General features: G+C 40.7%; 18 protein-coding genes. 13 read left to right on the top strand and 5 right to left on the bottom strand.

All coding sequences use genetic code 11. The annotated features are described in order from the left end of the window. Positions 1-145: 145 nt before the first annotated feature. Positions 146-3,280: a glycosyl hydrolase gene (locus BLQ18_RS00445; RefSeq protein ID WP_090291587.1), complete on the bottom strand. Its 3,135-nt coding sequence runs from the start codon at positions 3,278-3,280 to the stop codon at positions 146-148. Positions 3,281-3,467: 187 nt separating this feature from the next. Here BLQ18_RS00445 and topA point away from each other — a divergent pair, with 187 nt between their 5' ends. The 7 genes from topA to BLQ18_RS00410 all read left to right on the top strand — a co-directional run bounded on the left by topA (position 3,468) and on the right by BLQ18_RS00410 (position 13,101). Continuing rightward, positions 3,468-5,951 carry a type I DNA topoisomerase gene (gene topA, locus BLQ18_RS00440; RefSeq protein ID WP_090291585.1) on the top strand — a complete coding sequence of 828 codons (2,484 nt, stop codon included), beginning with the start codon at positions 3,468-3,470 and terminating at the stop codon, positions 5,949-5,951. A gap of 1 nt (position 5,952) precedes the next feature. Further along, on the top strand, positions 5,953-7,110 hold the full coding sequence (locus tag BLQ18_RS00435; protein ID WP_090291583.1) for a formimidoylglutamase: 1,158 nt from the start codon (positions 5,953-5,955) through the stop codon (positions 7,108-7,110). Positions 7,111-7,231: 121 nt separating this feature from the next. Further along, on the top strand, positions 7,232-8,608 hold the full coding sequence (gene porK / locus BLQ18_RS00430; RefSeq protein WP_090291581.1) for a T9SS ring complex lipoprotein PorK/GldK: 1,377 nt from the start codon (positions 7,232-7,234) through the stop codon (positions 8,606-8,608). A 102-nt stretch (positions 8,609-8,710) separates the two neighbouring features. Further along, positions 8,711-9,367 (top strand): type IX secretion system motor protein PorL/GldL, encoded by a 657-nt coding sequence (gene porL, locus BLQ18_RS00425; RefSeq protein WP_090291579.1) that lies wholly within the window; start codon positions 8,711-8,713, stop codon positions 9,365-9,367. 66 nt (positions 9,368-9,433) lie between these two features. Next, positions 9,434-11,005: a type IX secretion system motor protein PorM/GldM gene (gene porM / locus BLQ18_RS00420; RefSeq protein WP_090291577.1), complete on the top strand. Its 1,572-nt coding sequence runs from the start codon at positions 9,434-9,436 to the stop codon at positions 11,003-11,005. Positions 11,006-11,031: 26 nt separating this feature from the next. After that, positions 11,032-11,934, top strand: coding sequence for a type IX secretion system ring subunit PorN/GldN (porN, locus tag BLQ18_RS00415; protein WP_090291574.1), 903 nt, complete (start codon positions 11,032-11,034; stop codon positions 11,932-11,934). A gap of 111 nt (positions 11,935-12,045) precedes the next feature. After that, a complete protein-coding gene (locus tag BLQ18_RS00410) occupies positions 12,046-13,101 on the top strand; it encodes an NAD(P)/FAD-dependent oxidoreductase (protein ID WP_090291572.1) in 1,056 nt (351 codons plus the stop codon). Here the strand turns inward: BLQ18_RS00410 and BLQ18_RS00405 are convergent. Then, positions 13,098-13,499: a DUF983 domain-containing protein gene (locus BLQ18_RS00405; protein ID WP_090291570.1), complete on the bottom strand. Its 402-nt coding sequence runs from the start codon at positions 13,497-13,499 to the stop codon at positions 13,098-13,100. The two genes, BLQ18_RS00410 and BLQ18_RS00405, sit on opposite strands and share 4 nt — an antisense overlap. 66 nt (positions 13,500-13,565) lie before the next feature. Between BLQ18_RS00405 and BLQ18_RS00400 the strand changes: the two genes are divergently transcribed. The 6 genes from BLQ18_RS00400 (at position 13,566) to BLQ18_RS00375 (ending at position 22,608) form a co-directional block, all read left to right on the top strand. Then, positions 13,566-15,479 (top strand): ABC-F family ATP-binding cassette domain-containing protein, encoded by a 1,914-nt coding sequence (locus tag BLQ18_RS00400; RefSeq protein WP_090291568.1) that lies wholly within the window; start codon positions 13,566-13,568, stop codon positions 15,477-15,479. A 137-nt stretch (positions 15,480-15,616) separates the two neighbouring features. Further along, entirely contained in the window at positions 15,617-16,510 is an 894-nt protein-coding gene (locus tag BLQ18_RS00395) for a leucine-rich repeat domain-containing protein (protein WP_090291566.1), read from the top strand. Positions 16,511-16,666: 156 nt separating this feature from the next. Continuing rightward, positions 16,667-17,788: an efflux RND transporter periplasmic adaptor subunit gene (locus BLQ18_RS00390; RefSeq protein WP_090291563.1), complete on the top strand. Its 1,122-nt coding sequence runs from the start codon at positions 16,667-16,669 to the stop codon at positions 17,786-17,788. Positions 17,789-17,800: 12 nt separating this feature from the next. Continuing rightward, positions 17,801-21,097 carry an efflux RND transporter permease subunit gene (locus BLQ18_RS00385; RefSeq protein ID WP_090291561.1) on the top strand — a complete coding sequence of 1,099 codons (3,297 nt, stop codon included), beginning with the start codon at positions 17,801-17,803 and terminating at the stop codon, positions 21,095-21,097. Then, the gene (locus BLQ18_RS00380) at positions 21,097-22,422 is read left to right on the top strand and encodes a TolC family protein (protein WP_090291560.1); all 1,326 of its coding nucleotides are present in this window, start codon (positions 21,097-21,099) and stop codon (positions 22,420-22,422) included. Before BLQ18_RS00385 ends, BLQ18_RS00380 begins: the two co-directional genes overlap by 1 nt. A gap of 3 nt (positions 22,423-22,425) precedes the next feature. Further along, a complete protein-coding gene (locus BLQ18_RS00375) occupies positions 22,426-22,608 on the top strand; it encodes a CPXCG motif-containing cysteine-rich protein (RefSeq protein WP_090291557.1) in 183 nt (60 codons plus the stop codon). 1 nt (position 22,609) lies between these two features. Here the strand turns inward: BLQ18_RS00375 and BLQ18_RS00370 are convergent, their stop codons facing one another. From BLQ18_RS00370 to BLQ18_RS00360, 3 genes are all read right to left on the bottom strand, one after another. Further along, a complete protein-coding gene (locus BLQ18_RS00370; RefSeq protein ID WP_245668044.1) occupies positions 22,610-23,440 on the bottom strand; it encodes a glycoside hydrolase family 16 protein in 831 nt (276 codons plus the stop codon). A 59-nt stretch (positions 23,441-23,499) separates the two neighbouring features. Then, the gene (locus BLQ18_RS00365; RefSeq protein ID WP_090291554.1) at positions 23,500-24,711 is read right to left on the bottom strand and encodes an MFS transporter; all 1,212 of its coding nucleotides are present in this window, start codon (positions 24,709-24,711) and stop codon (positions 23,500-23,502) included. A gap of 341 nt (positions 24,712-25,052) precedes the next feature. Further along, entirely contained in the window at positions 25,053-25,850 is a 798-nt protein-coding gene (locus tag BLQ18_RS00360) for a hypothetical protein (protein ID WP_090291551.1), read from the bottom strand. Positions 25,851-25,861 lie beyond the last annotated feature (11 nt).

The following is a 25,861-nucleotide window of genomic DNA, read 5'->3' as shown; positions in this document are numbered from 1 at the left end:
AGTGCTTATTCCAATTTTATGACATTATGGCAGTATTTTTTAGGATTATATTGTGGAAACCTATCTGCAATCGCGTTTTCAATGATTTTAAATAAAAAGCGCCCCGATTTAAATCGGGGCGCTTTAATATTTAAGGAACAAGTTGCTATTCCATTGAAATCAATTTGATTTGGTTTTGATCCACCTTTTCATTGATCATTCCTGCTTTTGCTTTTACCAAAGAATTCAAGTCATTGATTTCTTTGTCAAGTTCTTTTGTGACTTCTACAAAAAACTCTTGAGCTTGTTTGGTGGGTTTTTGATCACCGCGTTGCGAGTCGGCCAAAAGGAATGCAATTCTGTTGTTGATTCTAATACCAAAATTCAAAGGATCTTGACGACTCTGGTTTTTGGTCATGTGAATGTTGTTTTCAATAACAGAAAGCTCTGTTTCAAATTCATCGGCCATTTTTTGGATTTCGGCATTGCCTTTGGTTTTCTCTTTAAGATAAGCCAAATCCTTTTTTATGTTTCTGATATTAATGATGGCACTGTTTGCTCTCGTAACTTGGTCGCGAACTTTGATCAAAAAATCGAACTGAGCTTGGTAATCACTTTGGCTCATCTCAATTCTAGGATCTTTTACAATGCTGAAAGTTTCTTCAATGGAACTTCCGTTTACGGTAAGTCTTACTTTATAGTTTCCAGGCACTGCTTTTGGTCCAACATTGGGCGAGGAGTAATACACCATCCCATCAAATTCTTTGAAACCTGGATATCTTGTGTTCCAAACAAATCTATTTCCGCCAGATTTCACTTTTAATTTTTGCGTACTTGATGGATCCAATTTTACTGGTTTTGCTTTGTTAGAAAAACTTTGAATCACACTTCCATCTGTTTCCAAAATATCCAACTCTACCACGTCAGAATCTTTTAAATCCTTGATGTAGTAGTTGATGATGGCTCCATCAGGGTGGTTTTCTCCAACAAGCTTGGTGTCGGGTGCTCTCCAGCCTCCGCTTTGGTGCATGCGGTATGCCATGTCTGGTTTGTACAGGTAAAAATCACTTTGTGATACTTCATCCGAAAGTTGATGTAACGGAGTTAAATCATCAATCATCCAAAAACTTCTACCGTGAGTAGCGGCAATAAGGTCGTTGTCACGAACATGAAGATCACGAATGGCTGTAACAGGTAAATTCAATTGGAAAGGCGTCCAATTATCACCATCATCGAAAGAAACATACATGCCCCATTCGGTACCAGCATACAACAATCCTTTTCTGGTTTTGTCCGAACGAATGGCTCTTGTGTAATAGTTGTCCTTGATTCCGTTGGTAATCAATTTCCAAGTTTTACCATAGTCTTCAGTCTTATATAAATAAGGAGTGTAGTCCCCGAACTTGTATGAGGTGGCGGCTACATAAACTGTTCCTGGATCAAATGGACTTGGGTCGATACAGTTGATCATATTTAATTTTGGAGACATGCTGGCAGGAGGGGTCACATCTTCCCAAGTGGTTCCGTTGTCTCTAGTAACATGAATCATCCCGTCATCACTTCCTGTCCAAATCACCCCTTTTTCCAAAATGGATTCACTGATCACAAAAATGTTGGAGTAGAATTCAGCTCCCGTGTTGTCCTGGGTGATAGGTCCGCCCGAAGACATAATGGTTTCTGGAATGCTACGTGTAAGATCAGGTGAAATGTTTTTCCAAGATTGCCCACCATCGGTTGAAGCATGCAAATAGTTGGAACCTGCATAAAGAACATTAGAATCGTGACGGCTGAAAGTAACAGGGTAGTTCCAGTTGAAACGATATTTCATAATCTCTGCTCCAGAACCAGCAGGGTTATCGGGCCATACGTTGGTGGATATGGTTTGACCTGTGGTGTGGTCCAAACGGTTCATATACCCTTTGTAAGTTCCACCATATACCAATTGATTGTTTTTTGGATCTGGTGCCAAATGTGCACTTTCACCTCCTGCGGTAGGTTCCCAATCATCTTCGGTAATAGCCGCGCCAGAAGTTCTGTGTGCAATACGCAAAGCGGTATTATCCTGCTGTGCTCCATAAATACGGTATGGGAAAATACTATCGGTTGCAATACGATAAAATTGTGCTGTAGGCTGATTGTACATCGTACTCCAGTTGTTTCCACCATCGTTGGAAATTTGAGCGCCACCATCGTCGGCAATAACCATTCTTTGATTGTTATTAGGGTCGATCCACAAATCGTGGTGATCACCGTGCGGTGCATTTTTCAGTGTAAAAGTTTTTCCTCCGTCGGTAGAAACACCATAGCTCACGTTCATTACCCATACTTTATCGATGTTTTGGGTGTCGGCATAAATTCTGGAATAGTACCAAGCACGTTGTCTCAGTCCACGGTTGGTATTTACTTTCTGCCAAGTTTTCCCAGCATCATCGGAACGGTACACACCTCCCTCTTCGGCTTCAATAATGGCAAAAACCCTATCGGAATTAATTGGAGAAACGGTAAGACCTACAATTCCCCATGGAAAACCTGGAAGACCGGAATTTTCGGAAATATCTTTCCAAGTGTCTCCACCATCGGTACTTTTGAACATTCTACTGTCGGGTCCACCACTATCCATACGATAGCCGTTTCGTTTCATTTCCCAAGTAGCAGCGTACATAATTCTGCTGTTGTTCGGATCCAAGATCAAATCTCCTGCACCAGCCTTGTCGCTGATGTAAAGAATTTTTTCCCAGTTTTTTCCGCCATCGGTAGAGCGATACACACCACGGGTCTCATTGGGCTTCCATAGATTTCCAATGACAGCTACATAAACGATGTCTGGATTTTTAGGGTGAATACGGACACGGGCAATGTGTTCGGAATCTTCAAGTCCAATAAATTGCCAGGTTTCACCGGCATCATAACTTTTCCAAAGTCCGTGCCCCGATGAAACGTTACCGCGAAGGGTTTGTTCCCCTTCACCTACATAAATAATGTTGGGATCGGATTCGGCAACGGCTACAGCGCCAATGGAGCCGCCAAAATAGCCATCTGAAATACATTCCCAAGAACTACCGGCATCGGTGGATTTCCAAACACCGCCACCAGCGGTTCCCATATAATAAAGGTTGGGGTCATCGGCCACTCCGGTTACTGTGCCGGCACGACCTCCACGGTGGGGTCCGACCATTCGCCATTCCATTCCACTGTAAAGGCTTTGATCGTATTGGCTTGTTGTTTTGTTTTTTTTGCGTTGTGCGTGTGCGGGAAAGATACAGAGCACGGTGAGCGCCAGTATCAGAAAGCGGTTGGTCATTTTAGTTGAGTTATTGAATTAGTCTCCTTAAAATTACGGATTATTTTAACCAGTATGGCGATTTGGTTTTTATTAATATAGGTATGGGAATTTCTAACCCTATTTTTTCGATTTTCAAGTCAAAAGCAAGGGGTTGAATGCTTAAGTTTAAATTTTAATATACTTTTGTTACCACAAAACCCAGTGCATGCCAAAGAATTTAGTTATTGTAGAGTCCCCTGCAAAGGCGAAGACCATAGAGCGATTTCTAGGGAAAGATTATCAAGTTGAATCGAGTTTTGGACATATTGTCGACCTTCCTTCCAAAGAACTCGGTGTAGATGTGGACAACCAATTCAAGCCAAAATATACCGTAGACAGGGAGAAAAAAGCCCTGGTAAAAAAACTTAAAGATCTTGCGAACAAAGCCGAAACCATTTGGCTCGCGAGTGATGAGGACCGAGAGGGAGAAGCAATTTCTTGGCATTTGGCGGAAGAGTTGGGATTGGACAAAAGCAAGACCAAGCGTATTGTTTTTAACTCCATTACCAAATCGGCCATTCAAAAAGCGATTGAAAACCCAAGGGACATCAACTACAACTTGGTGAATGCACAACAGGCGCGTAGGGTTTTGGACCGATTGGTGGGTTACGAACTTTCACCTGTACTTTGGAAAAAAATTAAACCAGGACTTTCTGCAGGACGTGTGCAATCTGTTGCCGTTCGATTGATTGTAGAAAGAGAACGTGATATTGAAGGTTTTACTCCTGAAGCTTCTTTCCGAATAAAAGCAGAATTTAAAACTGCTGATGGAAGTACGGTATCCGCAAAGTTGAACAAGACTTTCTCGACCCAACAAGAAGCAGAATCTTTTTTAAAGGATAATATAGGTGCTGATTTTTCTGTGGTAGATTTGTCCAAAAAACCAGCAAAAAAATCACCCGCACCTCCGTTTACGACTTCAACCTTGCAACAGGAAGCTTCAAGAAAATTATATTTTTCGGTAAGTAGAACCATGCAGGTGGCACAACGCCTATACGAAGCAGGTCTCATTACTTATATGAGAACCGATAGTGTGAACCTTTCCAACGAAGCATTGGCGGCAGCGAAAGAAGCAATTGTTCAGAACTACGGGGATGAATATAGCCAAACAAGAAATTTTACAGGCAAGACCAAAGGTGCGCAAGAAGCTCACGAAGCGATTCGTCCAACGGATATGAAATTGCAAAATCCGCAATTGGAACGCGACCAGTCTAGATTGTACGAGTTGATTTGGAAAAGGACTTTGGCTTCACAAATGAGTGATGCCCAGTTGGAGCGTACCAATGTGAAAATAAAGGCAAGCACCCATCAAGAGGAATTTACCGCTAATGGAGAGGTGGTTCAGTTTGATGGTTTCCTAAAGGTTTATTTGGAGGGTACTGACGACGAAGATAACATTGAAGAACAAGAAGGAATGCTTCCCGCCCTTTCGGTAGGGGAATCCTTGAACAACATTTATATATCCGCAACGGAAAGGTTTACTCGACCTCCTTATCGATTTACTGAAGCATCTTTGGTGAAGAAATTGGAAGAATTGGGTATCGGAAGACCGTCAACCTATGCACCTACAATTTCAACTATCCAAAATAGGGGGTATGTTGAGAAAGGTACTGTTGAGGGAACGGAAAGAAATTATGTACAGTTGGTTTTGGAAGCAGGCACAGTTGCTGAGACCAAACTTTCTGAAATGGTCGGTTCGGACAAAGGTAAATTGGTGCCGACCGATATTGGAATGATTGTGAACGATTTCTTGGTAACACATTTCACTCAAATTCTCGATTATAACTTTACTGCCCAGGTAGAGGAAGATTTTGATGAAATTGCTTCAGGTGATGAGGATTGGCAAAAAATGATGGAGAATTTCTATAAAGAATTCCATCCCAATGTCATCGAAGTAGAAGAAAATGCAGAACGTGCCAGCGGTGAGCGTGTATTGGGCGTAGACCCAAAAACAGGGCGTCAAGTTTCTGTGCGTTTGGGTCGATTTGGTCCAATGGTACAGATTGGAACTGTGGAAGAAGAAGAAAAACCTTTGTTTGCCAGTTTACTGCCCGATCAGTCTTTGGCCACCATTACTTTTGAAGAAGCCATGACACTTTTCGAACTTCCAAGAAAATTAGGGGAGTACGAAGGAGAAGAAGTGGAAGCCAATGTGGGACGATTTGGTCCATATGTGCGCTTTGGAAAGAAATTTATTTCTTTGGATAAAGGTGAAAGCGCTTTTGATGTTGATATGGATCGTGCTATTGAGTTGATCAAGGCAAAACAAAAGGCAGATGCACCTATTGCTACTTATGAAGGTAAAGATGTTACTAAAGGAGTAGGCCGATTTGGTCCTTTTATCAAATGGGACGGCATGTTCATCAATGTGAACAAGAAATACGATTTTGATAACCTTTCCCAGGCAGACATCAATGAGTTGATTGAGGCTAAAAAAATCAAAGAGGCTGAAAAATTGGTTCAAGAATGGCCAGAGGAAAAAATCAGGATTGAAAAAGCCCGATGGGGTAGACATAATATTATAAAAGGTAGGGTAAAAGTGGAGTTGACCAAGGATGTGGATGCAACCAAGGTAACATTGGAAGAGGCAAAAGCCCTGATCGAAAAGAAAACACCAAAGAAAAAAGCCAAAGCAAAAGCTAAGAAATAGTATGGCATTCGATTTTCTGGTTCCCGTTAAGGACAAAGTATTGGCCCATTCAGAACTGTTGCCACAACAGGCCATTGGGAAAAATATCCACATGCACACCGAAAAAGACGGACTTCCTGTCTTTGCCCATGCCGATGTCGCCATATTTGGCGTATTGGAATCCAGAAATGCTTTTGAGAAGAAACCAGAGAAATTGGATGTGGATGAGGTTCGCATTCAATTGTACCGATTGATGATGGGAAATTGGAATTCCAACATTATTGATATCGGTGATGTGGAAGAAGGTAATACTGTTGAGGATACCTACTTTGTGGTAAAGGAAATCGTAGCTGGATTGCTCGAGGAAAAAATCATTCCTGTTGTTATTGGTTTAACCCAAGACATCACTTTTCCAACTTACCGTGCTTTTGACCAAATTAAAAACATGGTGAATTTAGTGTCCATCGATAGCCGTTTTGATTTCGGTGAAGATGATGAACTGATCTCATCACATTCCTATATGAGTAAGATCATAACGGACAAACCCAATAATCTTTTCAATTTTTCGAATATTGGATTTCAAAGTTATTTTAACGCTCAAGAGGAAATGGACCTAATGGAACGTTTGTTTTTTGATGCCTATCGTTTGGGGGAAATCGCTAATAATATAGAATTGGCAGAACCAGTTTTGCGCAGCAGCGATATTGTGAGCTTGGATTTACGAGCCATTCGCGGAGCCGAAATGGGAGGTTCCAGAAACTTTTCGCCCAACGGTTTCACGGGCAGGGAGATATGCGCTATCGCCCGTTATGCGGGAATAAGCGACCGTGTTTCTTTGTTTGGTATCTACGAAGGCGAAAATTCTTATCAAGCTTTTCAAATGATTGCCCAGATCATTTGGTACTTCATAGAAGGCTTAAGTTTTAGGATAAAAGAACACCCAAGCTCTAAGAGTGAGGACTTTACAAAATTTACAGTACCTACCGATACGGAGGAGCTCATCTTCTTCAAGAGCCACGTAACGGAAAGATGGTGGGTAGAAGTACCATCTATTTTTGCAGATCATACTAAATCAAATTCGGTGGCGTTATTACCATGCACCGAAGAGGACTATTTGGATGCTTGCAACCAGAAAATTCCAGAAAGGTGGTTCAAAGCCTACAGAAAGGGCTTAAACTAAAGAATTATTTTTTTGAGCATTAATTGTTTTTACACAATAAATTATTCAAAATACAGTTTTGAGAGTAATGAATTTGTGTTTCACAGTTTATAATCTTGAATCGAACAATTTAACCTAAAGTATGAGAAAGCTATTCTTTTCATCTCTCGCGTTTGTTTTTTTACTCACCAGTTGTGGGTCTAAATCAGGGTCAAAAGGTGAACTAGTTGGGGTCAGCGGAAAAAAATGGCATCCAGAGAAGCCCTATGGAATGGAACTGATTCCCCGAGGAGCCTATGTAATGGGTAAGGCTGAGGAGGATCAGGCAAAAGTATTGAACGCACCTACCAGAACGGTGACCGTTCGTTCCTTTTATATGGACGATACGGAAATCACCAACAGTGAGTACCGTCAGTTTGTAGAGTGGGTAAAAGATTCCATAGTTAGAACCAAATTGGCCATTTTGGCTGATGAACTTGGAATCAGTCCTGAAGATGAAGGTATTGGAGAATACGCTTTTAAGGATACGGATACCACAGAACTTTCGGCTTACGACAAGTATATGTTGGATAACTATGCAGGTCTTGGTGCCACAGGGTACGAAGGAAGAGCATTGAACAAGGATGTTGATCTTGTTTGGGATACTTCTGAATATCCAGATGAGTACTATTCTGAAATAATGGATTCCCTTTACCTATCCGAAGAGGAAAGTTACAATGGATTGCGTTCGATTGACGTAACCAAATTAAAATACAAGTACAGCTGGATGGATATCGAAGCTGCTGCTAGGGCAAGAACCGGTAGTCGTAAAGATTTCATCAAGCACGAAGAATTGGAAATCTATCCAGATACAACCGTGTGGATCAGGGATTTTGAATATTCCTATAATGAGCCTATGCACAACGATTATTTTTGGCACGATGCCTACAGTGATTATCCTGTAGTTGGGGTAAACTGGATGCAGGCCAAAGCATTCTGTAACTGGAGAACCAAATTCAAGAACGATGATCAAAAGTCTCGTGGAAAACAATTTGTAAACCAATTTAGATTACCAACCGAAGCAGAGTGGGAATACGCTGCCCGTGGTGGAATCGAAGGAGGTACATACCCTTGGGGTGGTCCTTATGTGATCAGTGATACAGGTTGTTTTATGGCCAACTTTAAGCCTCAGCGTGGGGATTATGCAGCCGATGCTGCACTTTACACTGTGGAAGCCAAGTCTTTTGAGCCTAACGATTACAATTTATATAATATGGCCGGTAACGTATCAGAATGGACCAACTCCAGTTTTGATCAAGGCGCATACGAATACTTATCTACCATGAACCCGAACATTGGTTCGCAAGACAATCAGCGTAAAGTAATTCGCGGAGGATCTTGGAAAGATGTGGCTTACTTCCTTCAGGTAAGTACCCGTGATTACGAGTACCAAGATTCTGCAAGAAGCTACATCGGATTCAGAACCGTTCAGGACTATATGGGAGAAGAAGACTCTACCAACGGTAGAAGCGGACTATAACAAAATATTGAAAAATTACACCCGAGAACATTATATAATTAACAAGTAATAGTATAGTAACCAAATACTTATTTTTTATATAACTTAATTAAAACTAGAATTATGGCACAGTCAAAATCAACAAAAAAGCTGTTTAACATGGCCTACGGGCTTGGGGCATCGGTAGTAATTATTGGTGCATTGTTCAAAATCCTTCACTGGGAGTTTGGACCACTTACGGGTGGACTTCTTCTTGCAGTGGGACTTATTACTGAAGCATTGATCTTTGCTATCTCTGCATTTGAGCCAGTAGACGACGAATACGATTGGTCTTTGGTGTATCCAGAATTGGCAGGTGGTCAACAATCCGCTTCCAAAAAACAAGAAGCTAAAGATGCTCAAGAAGCTGAGGGTCTTCTTTCCAAAAAATTGGATAGTCTTCTTAAAGATGCCAAGATTGATTCAGAGTTGTTTGCCAACTTGGGTGAAAGTATTAAGAGTTTTGAAGGTGCCGCCAAGAATATTACTCCAACTACAGATGCTATTCAGCACACTAAAAAGTATTCCGAAGAATTGTCTCATGCAGCAGCTCAAATGGAATCTTTGAACAGCTTGTACAAAGTACAATTGGAAAGCGCTAGCAGACAGGCTTCTATCAACGAGGAAGTTGTTCAGAATGCAGGGGCTTTGAAAGACCAAATGGAGTCTTTGGCCACTAACCTATCTTCTTTGAACGGAGTATACGGTGGTATGCTTACAGCCATGGGCGGAAGAAACTAATTAGAAGGTTTGAATCAACAAAAAACAAACCAAATCAAATTAATTAAAAAATCTAATTAGAAAAACATGGCAGGAGGAAAACAAACACCACGTCAGAAGATGATCAACTTAATGTATTTGATCTTCATCGCGATGTTGGCCCTTAATATGAGCAAGGAAGTACTTGCAGCTTTCGGACTTATGAACGAAAAGTTGGAAACTTCCAATACAAGCATGGATTCCAACAACGCTAGCTTCTTTGCTAGTTTGGAAACCAAAGCTTCGGAAAACGAGGAAGAGTACGGTGAACTTTACGCCGATGCTCAGAAAGTAAAAGAGCTTTCAGATGACTACTACAGCTATTTGGAAGGTTTGAAGAAAGAAATGACCGCAGATTTGGAAGATCCAAAAGACTATGTGGTTATGGATAAATCAGATTACTTGGACCAAAAATTCTTTCAAGGGGACAATTTAGGCCCAGAAGGAAAAAAGTTCATGGAGTATATCGATAATTACCGTGATGGCGTGATCAACGCATTGCCAGAAGGTAAGTTCGAATCTTTGAAAGCTGCAGTAAAAGCACGTTTTGCAACAGGTGACGCAGATGGTAAAGTTGAGAAAAGAGACGGAACCCGTCAAGATTGGATCAACTACCACTACGAAGGATTCCCATTGGTGGCTTCTTTAACTAAGATGACCCAATTGCAAGCGGATATCAAAACTACTGAGCAAGAGGTGTTGAAAACCCTTTTGGAAGGTGAGTTGACAGAGGCTGTATCCTTGACCAACTTTGCAAGTTCCTTAGCTGCTCCAAAAACAGCTTATTATGCAGGTGAAAAATACGATGGTAAGGTAATTGTTAGTAAAACTGACAAGACTTCCACTCCTGTAAAAGCTGAATTGACTTTGGACGGTAGAGCTTTGACCGAAGGTAAGGATTACGAATTGGAAGCTGGTGGTATCAAAATGTTGATCAGTGCTGGTACTCCAGGTGACCACACCATTAAAGGTACAATGACGTTTATGCAAGATGGTAATGAAGTACCAGTAGAAGTGAACAACACTTTTGCTACTATTTCTATGCCTAACGCAGCGGTGATCTCTGCTGATAAAATGAACGTAGTGTATCGTGGTGTTGCCAACCCAATGACGATTTCTATTCCAGGTATTCCTGATAACAAAGTATCTGCATCTGCTGCTGGATTGAGCAGAAGAAGTGGAAGCCAATACATCATGAACCCAGGTACAGGTAGAACAGTGACCATTACTGCTTCTGGTACATTGCCAGATGGTAAAGGAATCTCTACCAAGTCTGAGTTCCGTATCAAGGATATTCCAAGACCAGCAGGTACCGTACGTGGTGAGTCTGGTAGTGTGAAAATGCCTAAGAACAACCTAGAGATTTCCACAGTAAGTGCTATGTTGGAAGACTTCGATTTCGATTTGAACCTAGCTGTTAGCCAGTTCAAAGTGAAAGTACCAGGTCAGCCTACTGTAGTGGTAAACGGAAACAAAATGGATGCTAGAGCTAAATCTGCCCTTAGAAGAGCAGGTAGGGGTGATGCCATTCAAATATTCGATATCCAAGCTTACATCACAAACAACAAGAGCTACAAGTTGAAGAAAGTATCTCCGGTTGTGGTTGAGCTTACTAACTAAGAAGTATTAAAAGTATACAAGTGATCATGAATTGGAAGAACACATTATTAATTGGATTGTTGGGTGTATTGCCAGTATCCATGATGGCCCAGGCGAATATTTTGAACGCCAAATTGCCAGAAGATATAGGTAAAAAAACCCAAGCTCAAATAGAGCAAGATGCCGATGCTCCTTTGGAATACGGTTATGTGGATGACAGGGATATCCTTTGGTCCAAAACCGTTTGGGAAATCGTGGATCTTGACGAAAGAGTCAACTTTCCCTTGTACTACCCAACCGATACCATAGGTATCAGTAAAGACAGAAGGTCTTTATACCACGTTTTAATGAAAAACATTAAGAACGGTAAATTGACCGAGGTATACACGGATTCTTATTTTACTGAGAAAAGAAAGTTGTCCGACCTTTCAGCAACCTTGAGCAAAGTAGATACTACTGACCTAGGGTACGAACAATTGAACGCTGGTGAGCAAATTTCCCCTGAGTTTATCAACAAAAGGGATCTTACTGCAGCAGATATTGAAGAGTATCATGTAAAAGGAATGTGGTATTTCGATAAACGCCAAGGAGAGCTTAAATATCGCTTATTGGGAATTGCTCCAGTAGCTCCAGACGTAAACTTCATCGACGATGAGTCTGTTGATCCTGGACAAAACAAAGTAGAGTTGTTCTGGGTATGGTACCCAGCAGCAAGACAGGTTTTGCACGAAGCTAAAGTGTACAACCAACAAAACTCTGCCAGACCCATTTCCTTTGATATGTTGTTAAATGCACGCCGTTTTAACGGAGTGATCTACAAAGAGGAAAACGTTCACGAAGATCGTGAGATCAGCGATTATATTTTTGACAATTCATTGTTCCAACTCTTGGAAGCCCAAAGAATCAAAGAGGGTATACGAGACAGAGAACAAGATATGTGGGCTTACTAAGGTAACTTCACAAATAATTTCCAATTCAATACAAATTACGCCGCACTTTATGTGCGGCGTTTTTTTTATGTAAAAAACCAATCCAACCAATGTGTTACTTAATTTTGTCCCATGATGGATTATATAGTAGTGGGTCTGGGATTGGCAGGCATTTCCTTTTGTGAGACATTGGAGAAAAACGGAAAATCCTTTAAGGTGATTACCGACAACTCCCAACAAGCTTCCCAAGTTGCGGGTGGATTGTACAATCCTGTAATTCTAAAAAGATTTACCCTAGCGTGGAATGCTCAACAACAAATAGAGCAAACCAAGCCCTTCTACAAGCATTTGGAAGAGAAATTAGGAGAAGTATTTGACCATGAACTTCCTGTGCTCCGAAAATTTGCATCTATTGAAGAGCAAAACAATTGGTTCGAGGCTGCCGACCGACCAGGATTGGACCATTTTCTATCAACTATAATCCAACCAAACCATAATCCTAGTGTTGAAGCACCTTTTGGTTTTGGCGAAGTAAAATATACAGGCCGAATTGATACGGGAACCTTGGTCAATACCTATAAAAATTATTTGGATCAGAAAGGACAGTTGCAAGAAGAATCTTTTGAGTATGCAGCGCTTGAAGTCAAAGAGAATAGTGTTGTATACGGATCTATAGAAGCTAAAAACATTGTGTTTGCCTGCGGATTTGGCCTTAAACAGAGCCCTTATTTTGGGTATTTGCCCCTAAATGGAACCAAGGGAGAACTTTTGGTCATCAAAGCTCCAGAATACAAAGAACAAAACGTTATCAAATCGGGTGTGTTTACCATTCCTTTGGAAAATGACACCTATTTGGTAGGAGCCACTTACAAATGGAAGGATAAAACCAATGTACCCACCGAAGAATCCAAAAACGAATTGCTCGAAAAGTTAAAAACCTTCCTAAAATGTGAATTTGAGGTGATTGATCATGTAGCGGGAATACGTCCAACGGTGGTAGATCGGAGACCATTAGTAGGAAGGCATCCCGAACATTCCAATCTTTATGTGCTTAATGGATTTGGCTCAAGAGGGGTAATGATAGCGCCTTATGCTTCAGAGCAATTGTACAATTATATCGAAAATGGAACTCCGCTCGATAAAGAAATTAACATCGAGAGGTTCACCAAAAAATACTATCTAGCCTAACCCTTAACGGTTTGGTGTTGTTTTACAGCACTCGGGTCATATTTCACAAAGAAATTGATCCAAATATTACGCGACAATCGAATAATTACGGGCATAAACCCAATCAATGTTGCAACAATGGCGATAAAGGTATTGATCAAAGTGGTGCCGAAAAATAAAAAGGAAATAACAAAAGCAGCGACTGCAAAAGCAATACCAACACCATAACTCACATACATGGCGCCATAAAAGAAAGAAGGCTCAATCTTGTATTTCAGGTCGCAGTGCGAACACCTTTCATTCATCTTAAAAATTTTGGACAACGCATACGGATTTGAGGTTTCGTACATGCTCTCCTCTTGGCATCTAGGACAACTTCCTGTTAAAATACTGTACAGTTTGGTTCCTTTTTTTAACATTTGCACCGATTTTTGCGTAAAAGTAAAGATTCGAGCCGTCTTCTTATGTAATTCAAGTCACATAAAATGCTAAATGTCCATAATCTTTCAGTAGCCTTTGGAGGTGAATATTTGTTCGAGGAAATCTCATATCGCTTAAATGGGGGCGATAGGGTGGGTCTCATTGGAAAAAATGGAGCTGGTAAATCCACTATGCTCAAATTGCTTTCCAAAGAAATGCCCTTGGATGAAGGAACCATCGCAGTGGAAAAGGACATTAAAATTGGTTTTCTAAAACAGGATATCGATTTTGAACAGGGACGTACCGTTTTGGAAGAATCCTACCAAGCTTTTACAGAAATAAAGGCGCTGGAGCAAAAACTGGACGAGATCAACACAGGATTGGCCGAGCGTACCGATTATGAAAGTGATGGCTATCACAAATTAATGGTCGACCTGAATGATGTTACCCATCACTATGAGATTTTAGGTGGGTACAACTATCAAGGAGACACCGAAAAAGTATTGTTGGGACTTGGATTTAAAAGGGAAGATTTCAATAAACTTACCGATACCTTTTCTGGGGGATGGCGAATGCGAATTGAGTTGGCCAAACTTCTACTTCAAAACAACGATGTGTTGTTGCTGGATGAGCCAACCAACCACTTGGATATCGAATCCATTATTTGGTTGGAGCAGTTTTTGAACAATTATTCTGGAGCAGTGGTAATCGTTTCCCACGATAAAATGTTTTTGGACAATGTGACCAACCGTACCATCCAAATTTCGTTGGGAAGGATATACGATTACAATAAACCCTACACCAAATTTTTGTCGCACAGAAAGGAAATCATGGAGCAGCAGCTCAGTGCCCAAAAAAACCAAGAAAAGCAAATTCAGCAGACCGAACGACTCATTGAAAAGTTCCGAGCCAAATCCAGCAAGGCTTCAATGGCACAATCGCTGATTAAAAAACTGGATAAAATTGACCGAATCGAAGTGGATGAGGAGGACAATAGCGTAATGAATGTTCGTTTTCCCGTTTCCGTAAATCCAGGAAAGGTAATTGCTGAGTTGGATGGTATCTCTAAAAGCTATGGATCAAAAAAAGTACTGGAGCAAATCAATTTATTGATCGAACGTGGGAGCAAGACCGCATTTGTGGGGCAAAATGGACAAGGTAAAACCACTTTGGCCAAGATAATGGTTGGAGAGTTGGAACATGGCGGCAATCTTAAAATAGGCCATAATGTACACGTAGGATATTTTGCGCAAAACCAAGCAGAGTACCTAGATGGTTCCAAAACTGTTCTGGATACCATGATCGATGAAGCCAATGAACAAAACCGTAGCAAGGTTAGGGATATTCTAGGTTCCTTTTTGTTTAGAGGGGAAGAGGTGGATAAATACGTAAAGGTACTTTCTGGAGGGGAGAGAAACCGTTTGGCTTTGGCCAAAATGTTGTTGCAGCCTTTCAATGTGCTTGTGATGGATGAACCTACAAACCACTTGGATATTCAATCCAAGAATGTGTTGAAACAGGCATTGCAAAACTTTGAAGGTACTTTGATTCTAGTTTCCCACGATAGGGACTTTCTACAAGGACTGACCGATAGGGTTTATGAGTTCAAGGATGGAAACATTAAAGAATATTTGGGTGATATTGATTTTTATCTGGAGCAACGTCAGGTAGAAGATTTCCGAAGCGTTGAAAAAGGAGAAAAGAAGCAAGAAGAAAAGATTGTTGAAAAACCCAAAGAAAACGACTATCAAACCCAAAAGAAATTAAAGTCCTTAAAAAATAGATTAAGCGGAGTGGAAAAGCGCATTTCACAATTGGAAAAAGAGATTGCTGAAATCGACCACGAACTGCTTTTGGACTACGATGCCACCATCGCTAAAAAGGGATTTTTTGATGGCTACCAGAAGAAAAAGAAGGAATTGGAAACCCTAATGGGTGACTGGGAAACCATCTCGCACGAACTGGAATCATTGGGCTAAAGCCTTTTCCTACATTTTTGACCACGCTTTTTTACTGGTTCACAACATTTTCGGGCATATTCGTCGATAATATTTGTAGGTTTTTTCGACTTCATGTTACTTTGTAAGTAAATTCCTTACAACCAAATAAGTAATTCATGATTCGATTCGTAATTTTCTTCTTTTTATTGGTTACATCCTTACAAGCTTCAGAGCCTAAAGGACAAGTAACCCGTGCTGAAAAAGAAGCACTATTGGACCTTTACAATAGTACCCATGGTGAACAATGGAAAGTTACTTGGGATTTGAATGCCCCTATTGAAACTTGGAAAGGTGTTCAAGTAAAGGATGGTCATGTTGTAGGAATCACCCTTTTTATGAACAACCTTGAAGGGGTTTTGCCAGAAAGTATCGGTAAGCTAAAATACCTTACTGAGTTAAACCTTGCTTTTAATAATATCACGGGAGTTTTGCCAAAGGATATTGTAAAGTTGGAAAAAGTGAAAGTACTTCGATTGGAAATGAATCGTATAAAAGGAGCACTTCCTGAAGAAGTGGGCCAGATGAAAGAACTGGAAACCTTTTCCATGTTCAATAACTTTTTAAGTGGACCTATACCAGAAGGCTTTGGATCACTTACCAATTTAAAAGAACTGAACCTTTCCAGTAATAACCTTAAGGGTATCATTCCAAAATCAATTGGGAACCTGACCAAGTTGCAAGCCTTAGGACTTTTTGAAAATAATTTAGAAGGAGAGATTCCATCAGAAATAGGAAAATTAGGAGAACTTAAAGAATTGGTATTGGCCAATAATCAATTGGGTGGTGAAATTCCGCAAGAATTTGGACAATTGGCCAGTTTGCAAATACTTCAATTGCAAAACAATCGATTCAATTCATTTACAGGACTACAACATATGAATACCCGAGAACTTTTGGTATTCGATTCCGATGATAAGTCCTTCGATCCCAAGTTTAAAGAAATTCAATTCGAGCGTACCCGAATGGCAGATACCAAATTCGAGGACGATGAGAACGATGAAAACGAATAAGAGTAGTTAGTTATCAATTTAGTTTGTCTGGTTTGGGGCTGCCGTTTAGGGGCCCCTTTTTGTATTTGACCAAGTTTAAAGGGGATTTTATGAAATATTTAACCATTCTAAAAAATGTAGGAAATAGATTTGCAGCGTCATTAATTAACTAAACCAATGCGAAAACTAATCATATCGGCACTTGCTGGTGGTGTCATTATATTTGTTTCCCTCTATTTTGCAGGTTTAATTGCAGGAAGCAGGGATATGCGAAGGCCGCAAGCTCAAAAAGTGGTCAAAACTGTATTTGTCGATACGGTTTCCAACGGCACTGTTCCTATCGTAGTGCCAGCCAATGGAAATTTGAATGCCAAAAAACGTGTGGAGCTTTATTCTGAAGTTCAAGGGGTTTTTAGACCTGGAAGCAAATTGTTCAGAGCTGGACAGGAATACAGAGCAGGACAAACCTTAATTCGCATTGACGAAAACGAATACTACGCATCCGTACAAGCAGCAAAGAGTAATCTGTACAATCTGCTAACTTCCATAATGGCGGATTTACGATTGGATTACCCTGAAATTTACCCCAAATGGCAAACCTATTTGAATGGTTTCGATTTGGAAAAAACTACTCCCACGCTTCCTAAAATGGATTCAGAAAAGGAAAAGTTCTTTATTTCAGGTCGTCAAATCATTTCCAATTATTATAATGTAAAGAATTTGGAGTCAAGACTCTCCAAGCACACTATAACTGCTCCTTTTGATGGCGTTTTGGCCGAAGCTTTGGTAACCGAAGGAACTTTGATTCGTTCAGGGCAAAAGTTGGGTGAATTCATCAATACTGGAGTTTACGAACTTGAAGTATCAGTTAGTAAAACCTATGGTGATGTGTTGCGAGTGGGACGAAAAGTGGAGTTGGCCAATTTGGATGGCACAAAAACCTACACTGGAGAAGTAATTCGTGTAAATGGGCGAGTGGACCAAGCTTCACAGACCATTACCGTTTTTATAGAAGTAAGTGGCGAGAATCTTAAAGAAGGTCAATACCTAGAAGCCAAATTGGAGGCTAGGGAAGAAACCGACGCCATCGAAATAAATAGATCTTTATTATTGGACAACAACCAAATCTTTGTGGTTAAGGACTCCATTTTGGATCTAATGGATGTGAACCCTGTTTATTTTACGGATAGAACAGTAGTGCTTAAGAATGTTCCCGATGGAGAAGTGATCGTATCACGACCTATGACTGGTGCATATGCAGGCATGTTAGTGAAGATATACGACGAAAGTAAATCCTAAAAAAACAGCACTGTGAGAAAACTAATTGCGTATTTTATTAAATACCACATGGCAGTGAATGTCTTTATTTTGGCATTCGTTGTATTTGGTATTGTGGGTATGCTTTCCCTAAAATCTTCGTTCTTTCCATTGAACGAAGCCCGAAATATTTCAATTACCATTACCTATCCTGGTGCTTCGCCCCAAGAAATTGAAGAAGGGATTGTGCTCAAGATCGAGGACAACCTTAAAGGATTGCAGGGGGTAGAAAGGGTTACTTCCACTTCAAGGGAAAATAGCGGTACCATTAATGTTGAGATCGAAAAAGATCGCGACGTTGATTTTATGCTACTCGAAGTTAAAAATGCTGTGGATAGGGTGCCAACCTTCCCAACGGGTATGGAACCTTTGGTTGTAGCAAAACAAGAACCTGTAAGGCCTACTATTAGTTTTGCGGTAAGTGGAAAAGACATTCCATTGGCTACCCTTAAACAAATAGGAAGACAAATAGAGAACGATTTACGTGCCATTGATGGGATTTCCCAGATTCAAGTGGCAGGATATCCCGATGAGGAAATTGAGATAGCCGTTGACGAAGATCGTTTATTGGCCTATAACCTTTCGTTCAATGAAGTGGCCACCGCCGTTGCCAACGCAAATATTTTGGTAACTGGGGGTAACATTAAAACTTCTACCGAAGAATATTTGATTCGTGCGAACAATCGTTCCTATTATGGGGATGAACTTTCCCATATCGTGGTTCGTGGTGATTCAGATGGCCGTTCAGTGCGATTGATGGATGTTGCTACCATTAGAGATCGTTTTTCAGAAACACCAAATGCATCATATTTTAATGATGAGTTAGCGGTTAACATTACGATTACCAGTACAAATACCGAAGACCTTTTGGAATCTTCGGATAGAGTTAAGGAATATATCGAAGATTTTAACGAGCGTTACACCAATGTAAAATTGGATATTATTGATGATCGTTCCATCACCCTGACCCAAAGAACCCAACTACTTACCGAGAACGCGATTGTCGGTATGATTTTGGTTCTAATATTCCTATCCCTGTTCTTGAACACGAGATTGGCATTTTGGGTAGCCTTTGGATTGCCCATTGCATTTTTGGGGATGTTCATTTTTGCCCCATTGTTCAATGTGACCATAAATGTTTTGTCCTTGTTCGGGATGATTATTGTGATTGGTATTCTGGTGGATGATGGTATTGTGATTGCGGAGAATATCTATCAGCATTATGAAGATGGAAAATCACCCGTAAGAGCAGCTTTGGATGGAACCATGGAAGTGATTCCTCCGATTCTTTCTGCAATTATCACCACTATTTTGGCTTTTTCCATTTTCTTGCACCTAGACAGTAGGATTGGGGAATTCTTTAGTGAAGTCTCGGTGATCGTAATTTTAACGCTGGTCGTCTCCTTAGTGGAAGCCTTGATCATATTACCAGCTCACTTAGCGCACTCCAAAGCGTTGCATCCACAAAGTGATAAGCCCAAAACAGGAATAGCAAGTGTATTTGCCAAGTTGAGGGTAATTAATAAGATGGGTGATAACATTATGAACTTTATGAGGGATAAATGGTATGCACCTGCGTTGCACTTTACACTCAAATATAAAGTTTTGACCTTTTCCCTATTCTTTATGGGATTGGTATTAACCTTAGGGTCAATCGGAGGAGGAGTTATACGTACCTCATTTTTCCCAATGGTTGCTAGTGATCAAGTTTCCATAGAGTTGACCATGCCAAATGGTACCAACGAAAAAGTAACTGATTCCATTATCAGTTTAATACAAGATAATGCCAGAATCGTGAACCAAGAGCTGACCGATAAATACCTTCAAGGTATGGACAAAATGCTCTTTGTGAACATGATTAAAAATTTGGGTCCAGGTTCCTCATCTGCCCGATTGCAGATCAACCTCTTGCCAGGGGAAGAACGCCCAGATGGGATTCGTTCAGATATGGTAACCAGTCGTCTTCGAGAATTGGTGGGGCCAGTGGCTGGAGTTGAAAGTTTGATCTATGGCTCAGGAGGAAACTTTGGAGGAAGTCCAGTTTCTGTTTCACTTTTGGGGAACAATATTCAAGAACTTAAAGCTGCCAAAGAAGAATTGAAGCAGGCCATGTTGAGTAATTCCAACCTTAAGGATGTTACTGATAACGACCCTGCAGGTATCAAGGAAATCCGTTTGCAGCTTAAGGAAAATGCCTATTTGTTGGGATTGGACCTTCGTACCGTAATGAATCAGGTAAGATCAGGATTCTTTGGGGCACAAGCGCAACGTTTTCAAAGAGGACAGGATGAAATTCGTGTTTGGGTTCGTTACGACAGAGAAAATAGATCGTCCATTTCCGATTTGGATGAAATGCGGATCATGGCCCCTAGTGGTGACCGAATCCCGTTGAAAGAAATTGCCACCTATACCATCGAAAGAGGGGATGTGGCCATCAACCACTTGGAAGGAAGAAGGGAGATTCAAGTATCCGCAGATCTAACCAATCCAGAAACAACCAGTGGAACCGATGCCATGGCATGGATCAGGTCTGAAGTTATGCCAGATATCACCTCCAAATACCCATCTATTAGTCCATCATACGAAGGGCAAAATAGAGAAGCGAATAAATTGTTCGGGTCACTTGGATTTGTAGGCCCAGTGGTGTTGTTCCTAATTTTCATCACCATTGCATTTACGTTCAGAAGTATCAGCCAACCACTATTGTTGATTTTAATGGTGCCGTTCAGTTTAACGGCCGTTGCATGGGGACATTGGATTCACGGATTCCCAATCAACATTCTTTCCATGCTAGGAATTATCGCCTTGATTGGAATTATGGTGAATGATGGTTTGGTACTAATTGGTAAGTTTAATATCAACCTACGTAATGGAATGACCTTTAACGATGCTTTATATGAAGCTGGTCGTTCCCGTTTTAGAGCCATCTTTCTAACATCTGTTACAACCATTGCAGGTTTGGCACCATTGTTATTGGAGAAAAGCCGTCAAGCGCAGTTTTTAAAGCCCATGGCCATCTCAATTGCCTATGGTATTGCATTTGCAACCGTTCTAACTCTTTTAATGCTGCCATTGTTCCTTTCCTTTGGAAATGCCGTAAAAGTGGGAGCAAAACGTTTGTGGACAGGTGAAAAGGTGACTTCCGAAGAGGTAGAAAGAGCTATTCGCGAACAGCATGAAGAAGAGGAGATGAATGAAGATGATTTTGTCGGAATCAATGGCGCCAGCTACCACAATGACACAGAAAAAGACGACCACGAAACTTCAAAAGTTGTAGAGGAGACCGCATAATGAAAAACACTTTTTATACTACAATCTTAGTTTTAATGTTGGTAGGTCCTTTTGCTATGGCACAAGACCAAATACTAACAAAACAGGAAGCCATCAATATGGTGTTGGAAAACAACTTGGGAATTCAGGTTGCCAAGAACACCCAACTCATAGACGAAAACAACGCTGGAATATTAAACTCTGGTTATTTGCCAACCCTAAACGGTGTTGCGGGCGGAACCATCGATAAGCAAAACTCTGAAGGGGTTTTGGCCAATGGGGACACTAGAACAGCCGAAGGAGCTGAAACCAGAAGGTACAATGCCTCATTAAGCCTTAACTATACTTTGTTCGATGGATTGGGAAGGTATTACGATTACAAGAGTTTTAAAGAACGCTCCCAACAATCCGAATTGGAAGTAAGACAAACTATTGAAACAACCATTCTTCAATTGTTTTCGGTGTATTATGAGGCTGCCCGTTTGACAGAGCAGACCAATACATTGGAACAAGCATTGGATATTTCAAAAGACCGATTGACGCGTGCTAAGTATCAATTTGAATTTGGACAAAATACAGGCTTGGATGTATTGAATGCAGAGGTGGATATCAATACCGACAGCATCAATTTGTTGAACTCAAGACAATTGTTGCGAAACACCATGAGGGATTTAAATTTAATCCTGAACCAAGATCTTTCAGCGCAATTTGTAGCGGATACCACCGTAAATTTTGTGCCTGGCCTTCAAATGGAAAACATGCAATTGGAAGCCAAGGAAAACAATGTGAGAATGCAGATTGTTGAAAAGGCCATCAACATTAGCGATTACAATTTTAAAGCGAGTAAAAGTGGTTATTTGCCCACTATTGGTTTAACGGGAACCTACGGTTGGAATGAATCAACAAACAATAGTCCATTGGCATTCGCCCTACAGAATACTTCATATGGAGTTACGGGTGCAGTGAATTTAAGCTGGAATTTGTTTGATGGCGGAAGAACTATTACCACGGTAAAAAATGCCAAAATATCCTATGAAAACCAGGAGCTTGCTAAAAAACAGATAGAACTGGAGGTAGAAAGGGATATTAGAAATGCTTGGGACAGTTATACCAATGCCTTGTATGTGTTGGAAGTTCAGGAAAAGAACCTTCAGACCAACATGAACAACTTTAACCGTACCGACGAACGTTACAAATTGGGGCAGGTTACTTCCATTGAATTTAGACAGGCACAATTGAACCTATTGAATGCTGTGTTGGCAAAAAGTCAAGCAAAATACAATGCTAAAATTGCCGAGCTGCAGATGCTGCAGATCAGTGGGCAATTGCTTAATGTAGAATTTTAAGCCATGTACGAGCATTTCTTCCAATGTCCGTATTGTTGGGAAGAAATCTCTTTTTTGTTGGATGCTTCGGTACGTCAGCAAACCTATGTGGAAGATTGCGAAGTATGTTGCAACCCCATTGAAGTAACGGCCAAATTTGAAAATGAAGAACTTGTTTTGTTCGAGGTAAACGAATTGGGCCAGTAGCTTATTGATAAATTCTTACGTAGTCAATTATAAAGGTGTCTTCCGTGAAGTTTTCGGTAACTTCCCCACCCAAATTCCCACCAATGGCCAAATTTAAGATCAGATAATGGTCATGATTGTAGGGTTTGTCTTTAGAATTGGGCAACTCATACACCAATTGATCATCCACAAATGTTTTGATTGATTCAGGGGTCCACTCCATCGCAAAAACATGAAAACCAGTGTCGCTTTCAGGAACAGAGAGTGTACCGCCTTCGTTTTGGTATTCCTTTGAATTTAAATCTCCCCAATGAAAATGGGAAATAGTGCTGTTTTTGTCCCAGCCCGTTTGTTCCAGAATATCGATTTCACCACATAAGGGCCAACCCACTTTTCCATATTGGTCGCCAAAATAATTCCCCGTTTCATTTACATCAACCCCCAAAGTCCAAATGGCAGGCCACGTTCCAGCTGAGGTGGGTAATTTGGCTCGAACTTCCACTTTTCCATATGTGAAAGCGTATTTTGCATTCATTCGTGCAGAGGTATAACCTTTGGTTGAATTTTGAGTGGTATAGTTCTCTTTATAGGCATTGATCTTTAACGTGCCATCACTAACGTATGAATTTTTTTCCCTGTCAGTGTAATGTTGCAGCTCATCATTATACCAACCACCATTCTCGGGAGCTATGGTTTGATGGTGCCATTTGTTGGCATCAGGCTTTCCATCATTTTCAAATTCATCGGAAAAGACAAGTTTGGCAAATTGCTCTTGATTTCTGCTGATGGTGGTGTCTTTTGTTTGAGGTAAACAAAGACCTAACAGGATCAGGGAGGTGAGTAAAGCTTTCAAAACGTAATATTTAATGTGCCCTGAAAGCTACTAAAGAAATCTTACAAATTGGAAAATTATCAAGAAGAAGCTGTAGAAGTTCCTCGTTTTTTATCCAGTTTTTTTTGGGTCACAAAAATGGAAATACCGATAAACCCTCCAATTAATGCAAGTATAGAACCTACAACACTGGCATAGGTTACTTCCAAACCAAAAACCATGGGCAAGCCGCCCAAATATGCCCCTGAGGCATTTCCCATATTAAATGCACTCTGATTCATGGAAGAACCGAGTTTTTCGGCTCCCTTTGCCGCTTTTATAATGGCTATTTGAATGGGAGCAGTAACGGAAAAGGTAATGACACCTACGATAAAACTTATGATATACACAGCGATTCCGCTAGTTGCAAATAGGGCATTGCACAACAAAATCGTTGTCATGCTCAGTAAACTGATGACCACGGATTTTACTGGAGGAAAAATTTCCACCATTCGTGCTCCCAAAAAATTCCCCACAAACATTCCAGCTCCTGCCACGATCATTACATAGCCCACATTGGCTTCGGGTAGTTTTGTTACATTGATGACCAGAGGAGCAATATAGCTGTACCATGCAAAAAATCCGCCAGTACCGATGGTGGTCAGGGCAATCAAGGCCCATAATTTTTTATTTTTCAATCCTTCGGTGGCACTTTTATTTACATCTGTACCTGTTTCCTCCAATGATTGCACTGGCATCCAGAAATAAAGACTGGACAAGGTCGCAATTCCAGCGATTCCGACTAGCAAAAAGGAATACATCCAATGAAATTCTTGCCCTATGTAGGTGCCTAAAGGTACACCTAGCATATTGGCCACGGTAAGACCAGAAAACATAACCGCCATAGCTTGTGCTGCTTTACCTGGTTTGGCCAGATACCCAGAAACAACGGCACCAATACCAAAAAAAGCACCATGGGGCATCCCTGATAAAAATCGAAATAACATCATGGTCCAATAATTTCCAGAGAAGGAGGAAAGTGTATTGAACACGGTAAACCAAAGCATGAGAAACAACAAGGTCTTTTTTGGTGTAAGGGTATGGGTAACTCTTGCCATAACAGGAGCCCCTATCACCACTCCTAACGCATAAATAGCAATAAAGTGGCCCGCTTTGGAAATGGAAATCTCCATGCTTTCGGCAATATTGGGCAAAATGCCCATAATAACAAACTCAGTGAGTCCGATACCGAAACCGCCGATTGCCAGTGATAAAAGTGCTTTTTTGTTGGTTGAATTTGTGTTGTTGTCCAAGCTGAAGTTATTAAACGGCAAAGGTACGCCGTATCGCTTGAAATGATTACAATGATTTTTGCTTAATTCTGTTTGGAATTAACTTACAAAATAAAACAGCCTTGATGGTCGGACTAATTCAAATACCTTCAAAAATGAAACAACTAATTCTGAAAAGATTGTAAACGCTCAAGGCTGTTTTGAAGACTACTTCTACTGCATTACCAAAGTACGTTTTAATGGATGGAATTCGGTAAACCCCTTTCCGTCAGTACTTTTCCCGACCCATGAGAACTTTTTTTAAGATAAAATAAAAAGGCCCGCTCATAAGAACGGGCCCATAACCAACCTAACAAATGTGTTTAATTGATACAAGGTGAAGGGTTGGGACCAAATTCTCCCAAAACCACACCATCAGGCGTTTCAATAGTGTACACATGTTCTTCTTCAAATGCTCCACTGGTGTAGGATATAACCAGTGAACCTGTTCCCTCAGGAACATCAACCTCGAAAGTTGCAGCTGAGCCAGCGGCAAAGGTGTAGTTGGTTGCCACTCCATCTATTTCGAAGGTTACAAAAGCACCATCCCATCCATCACCATATAAATCTTGCATTTCTATGATCCAAGTTCCAGGTATTGTTCCCGTCATAGGCGAACATTTTACCAAAACAATAAAATTAAAGGCTTGTAATTGTTCCGGTTGACCTGTTACAGTTGCGCTAAAATTTTCTAGCCCTACTACAGAACCATCGTCGCCTGTTGCTGATCCGATAAAGCGAATAAAGTCACCACCAGAAATATCATCCACGGTGATGCCCAAAGCACTCGCTATGTCTGTATAGGGGATAGAAATAGTGCTTGGGAATTCATCAACGGTAACCAAGGGAATGGTATCTGTGGATGTACCACCTGATTCTAGGGTGACACTTAAATCCCATGAAGCTACATTATCGCTTGGTGCACTAACGGTACCCACAAATGAGGAGTTCGCCAAATCACCTTTTGCAACTATGGACTCATCGATGACGATTCTCACATAAGGTGCTTGTGAATTTTCCAATTCGAACACATTGAGAGGGTTCTTATCATCGTCTTGACACGCGGCTACAAATAGTAGTGCGAGGAAGAGACCGAATATATATTTAAAATTACTTTTCATTTGAATTGTTT

It is taken from the genome of Flagellimonas zhangzhouensis, from assembly GCF_900102925.1.
Lineage (GTDB): Bacteria > Bacteroidota > Bacteroidia > Flavobacteriales > Flavobacteriaceae > Flagellimonas > Flagellimonas zhangzhouensis.
Note: the sequence above shows the minus strand (reverse complement) of the source record. Positions and strands in the feature narration are given on the sequence as shown.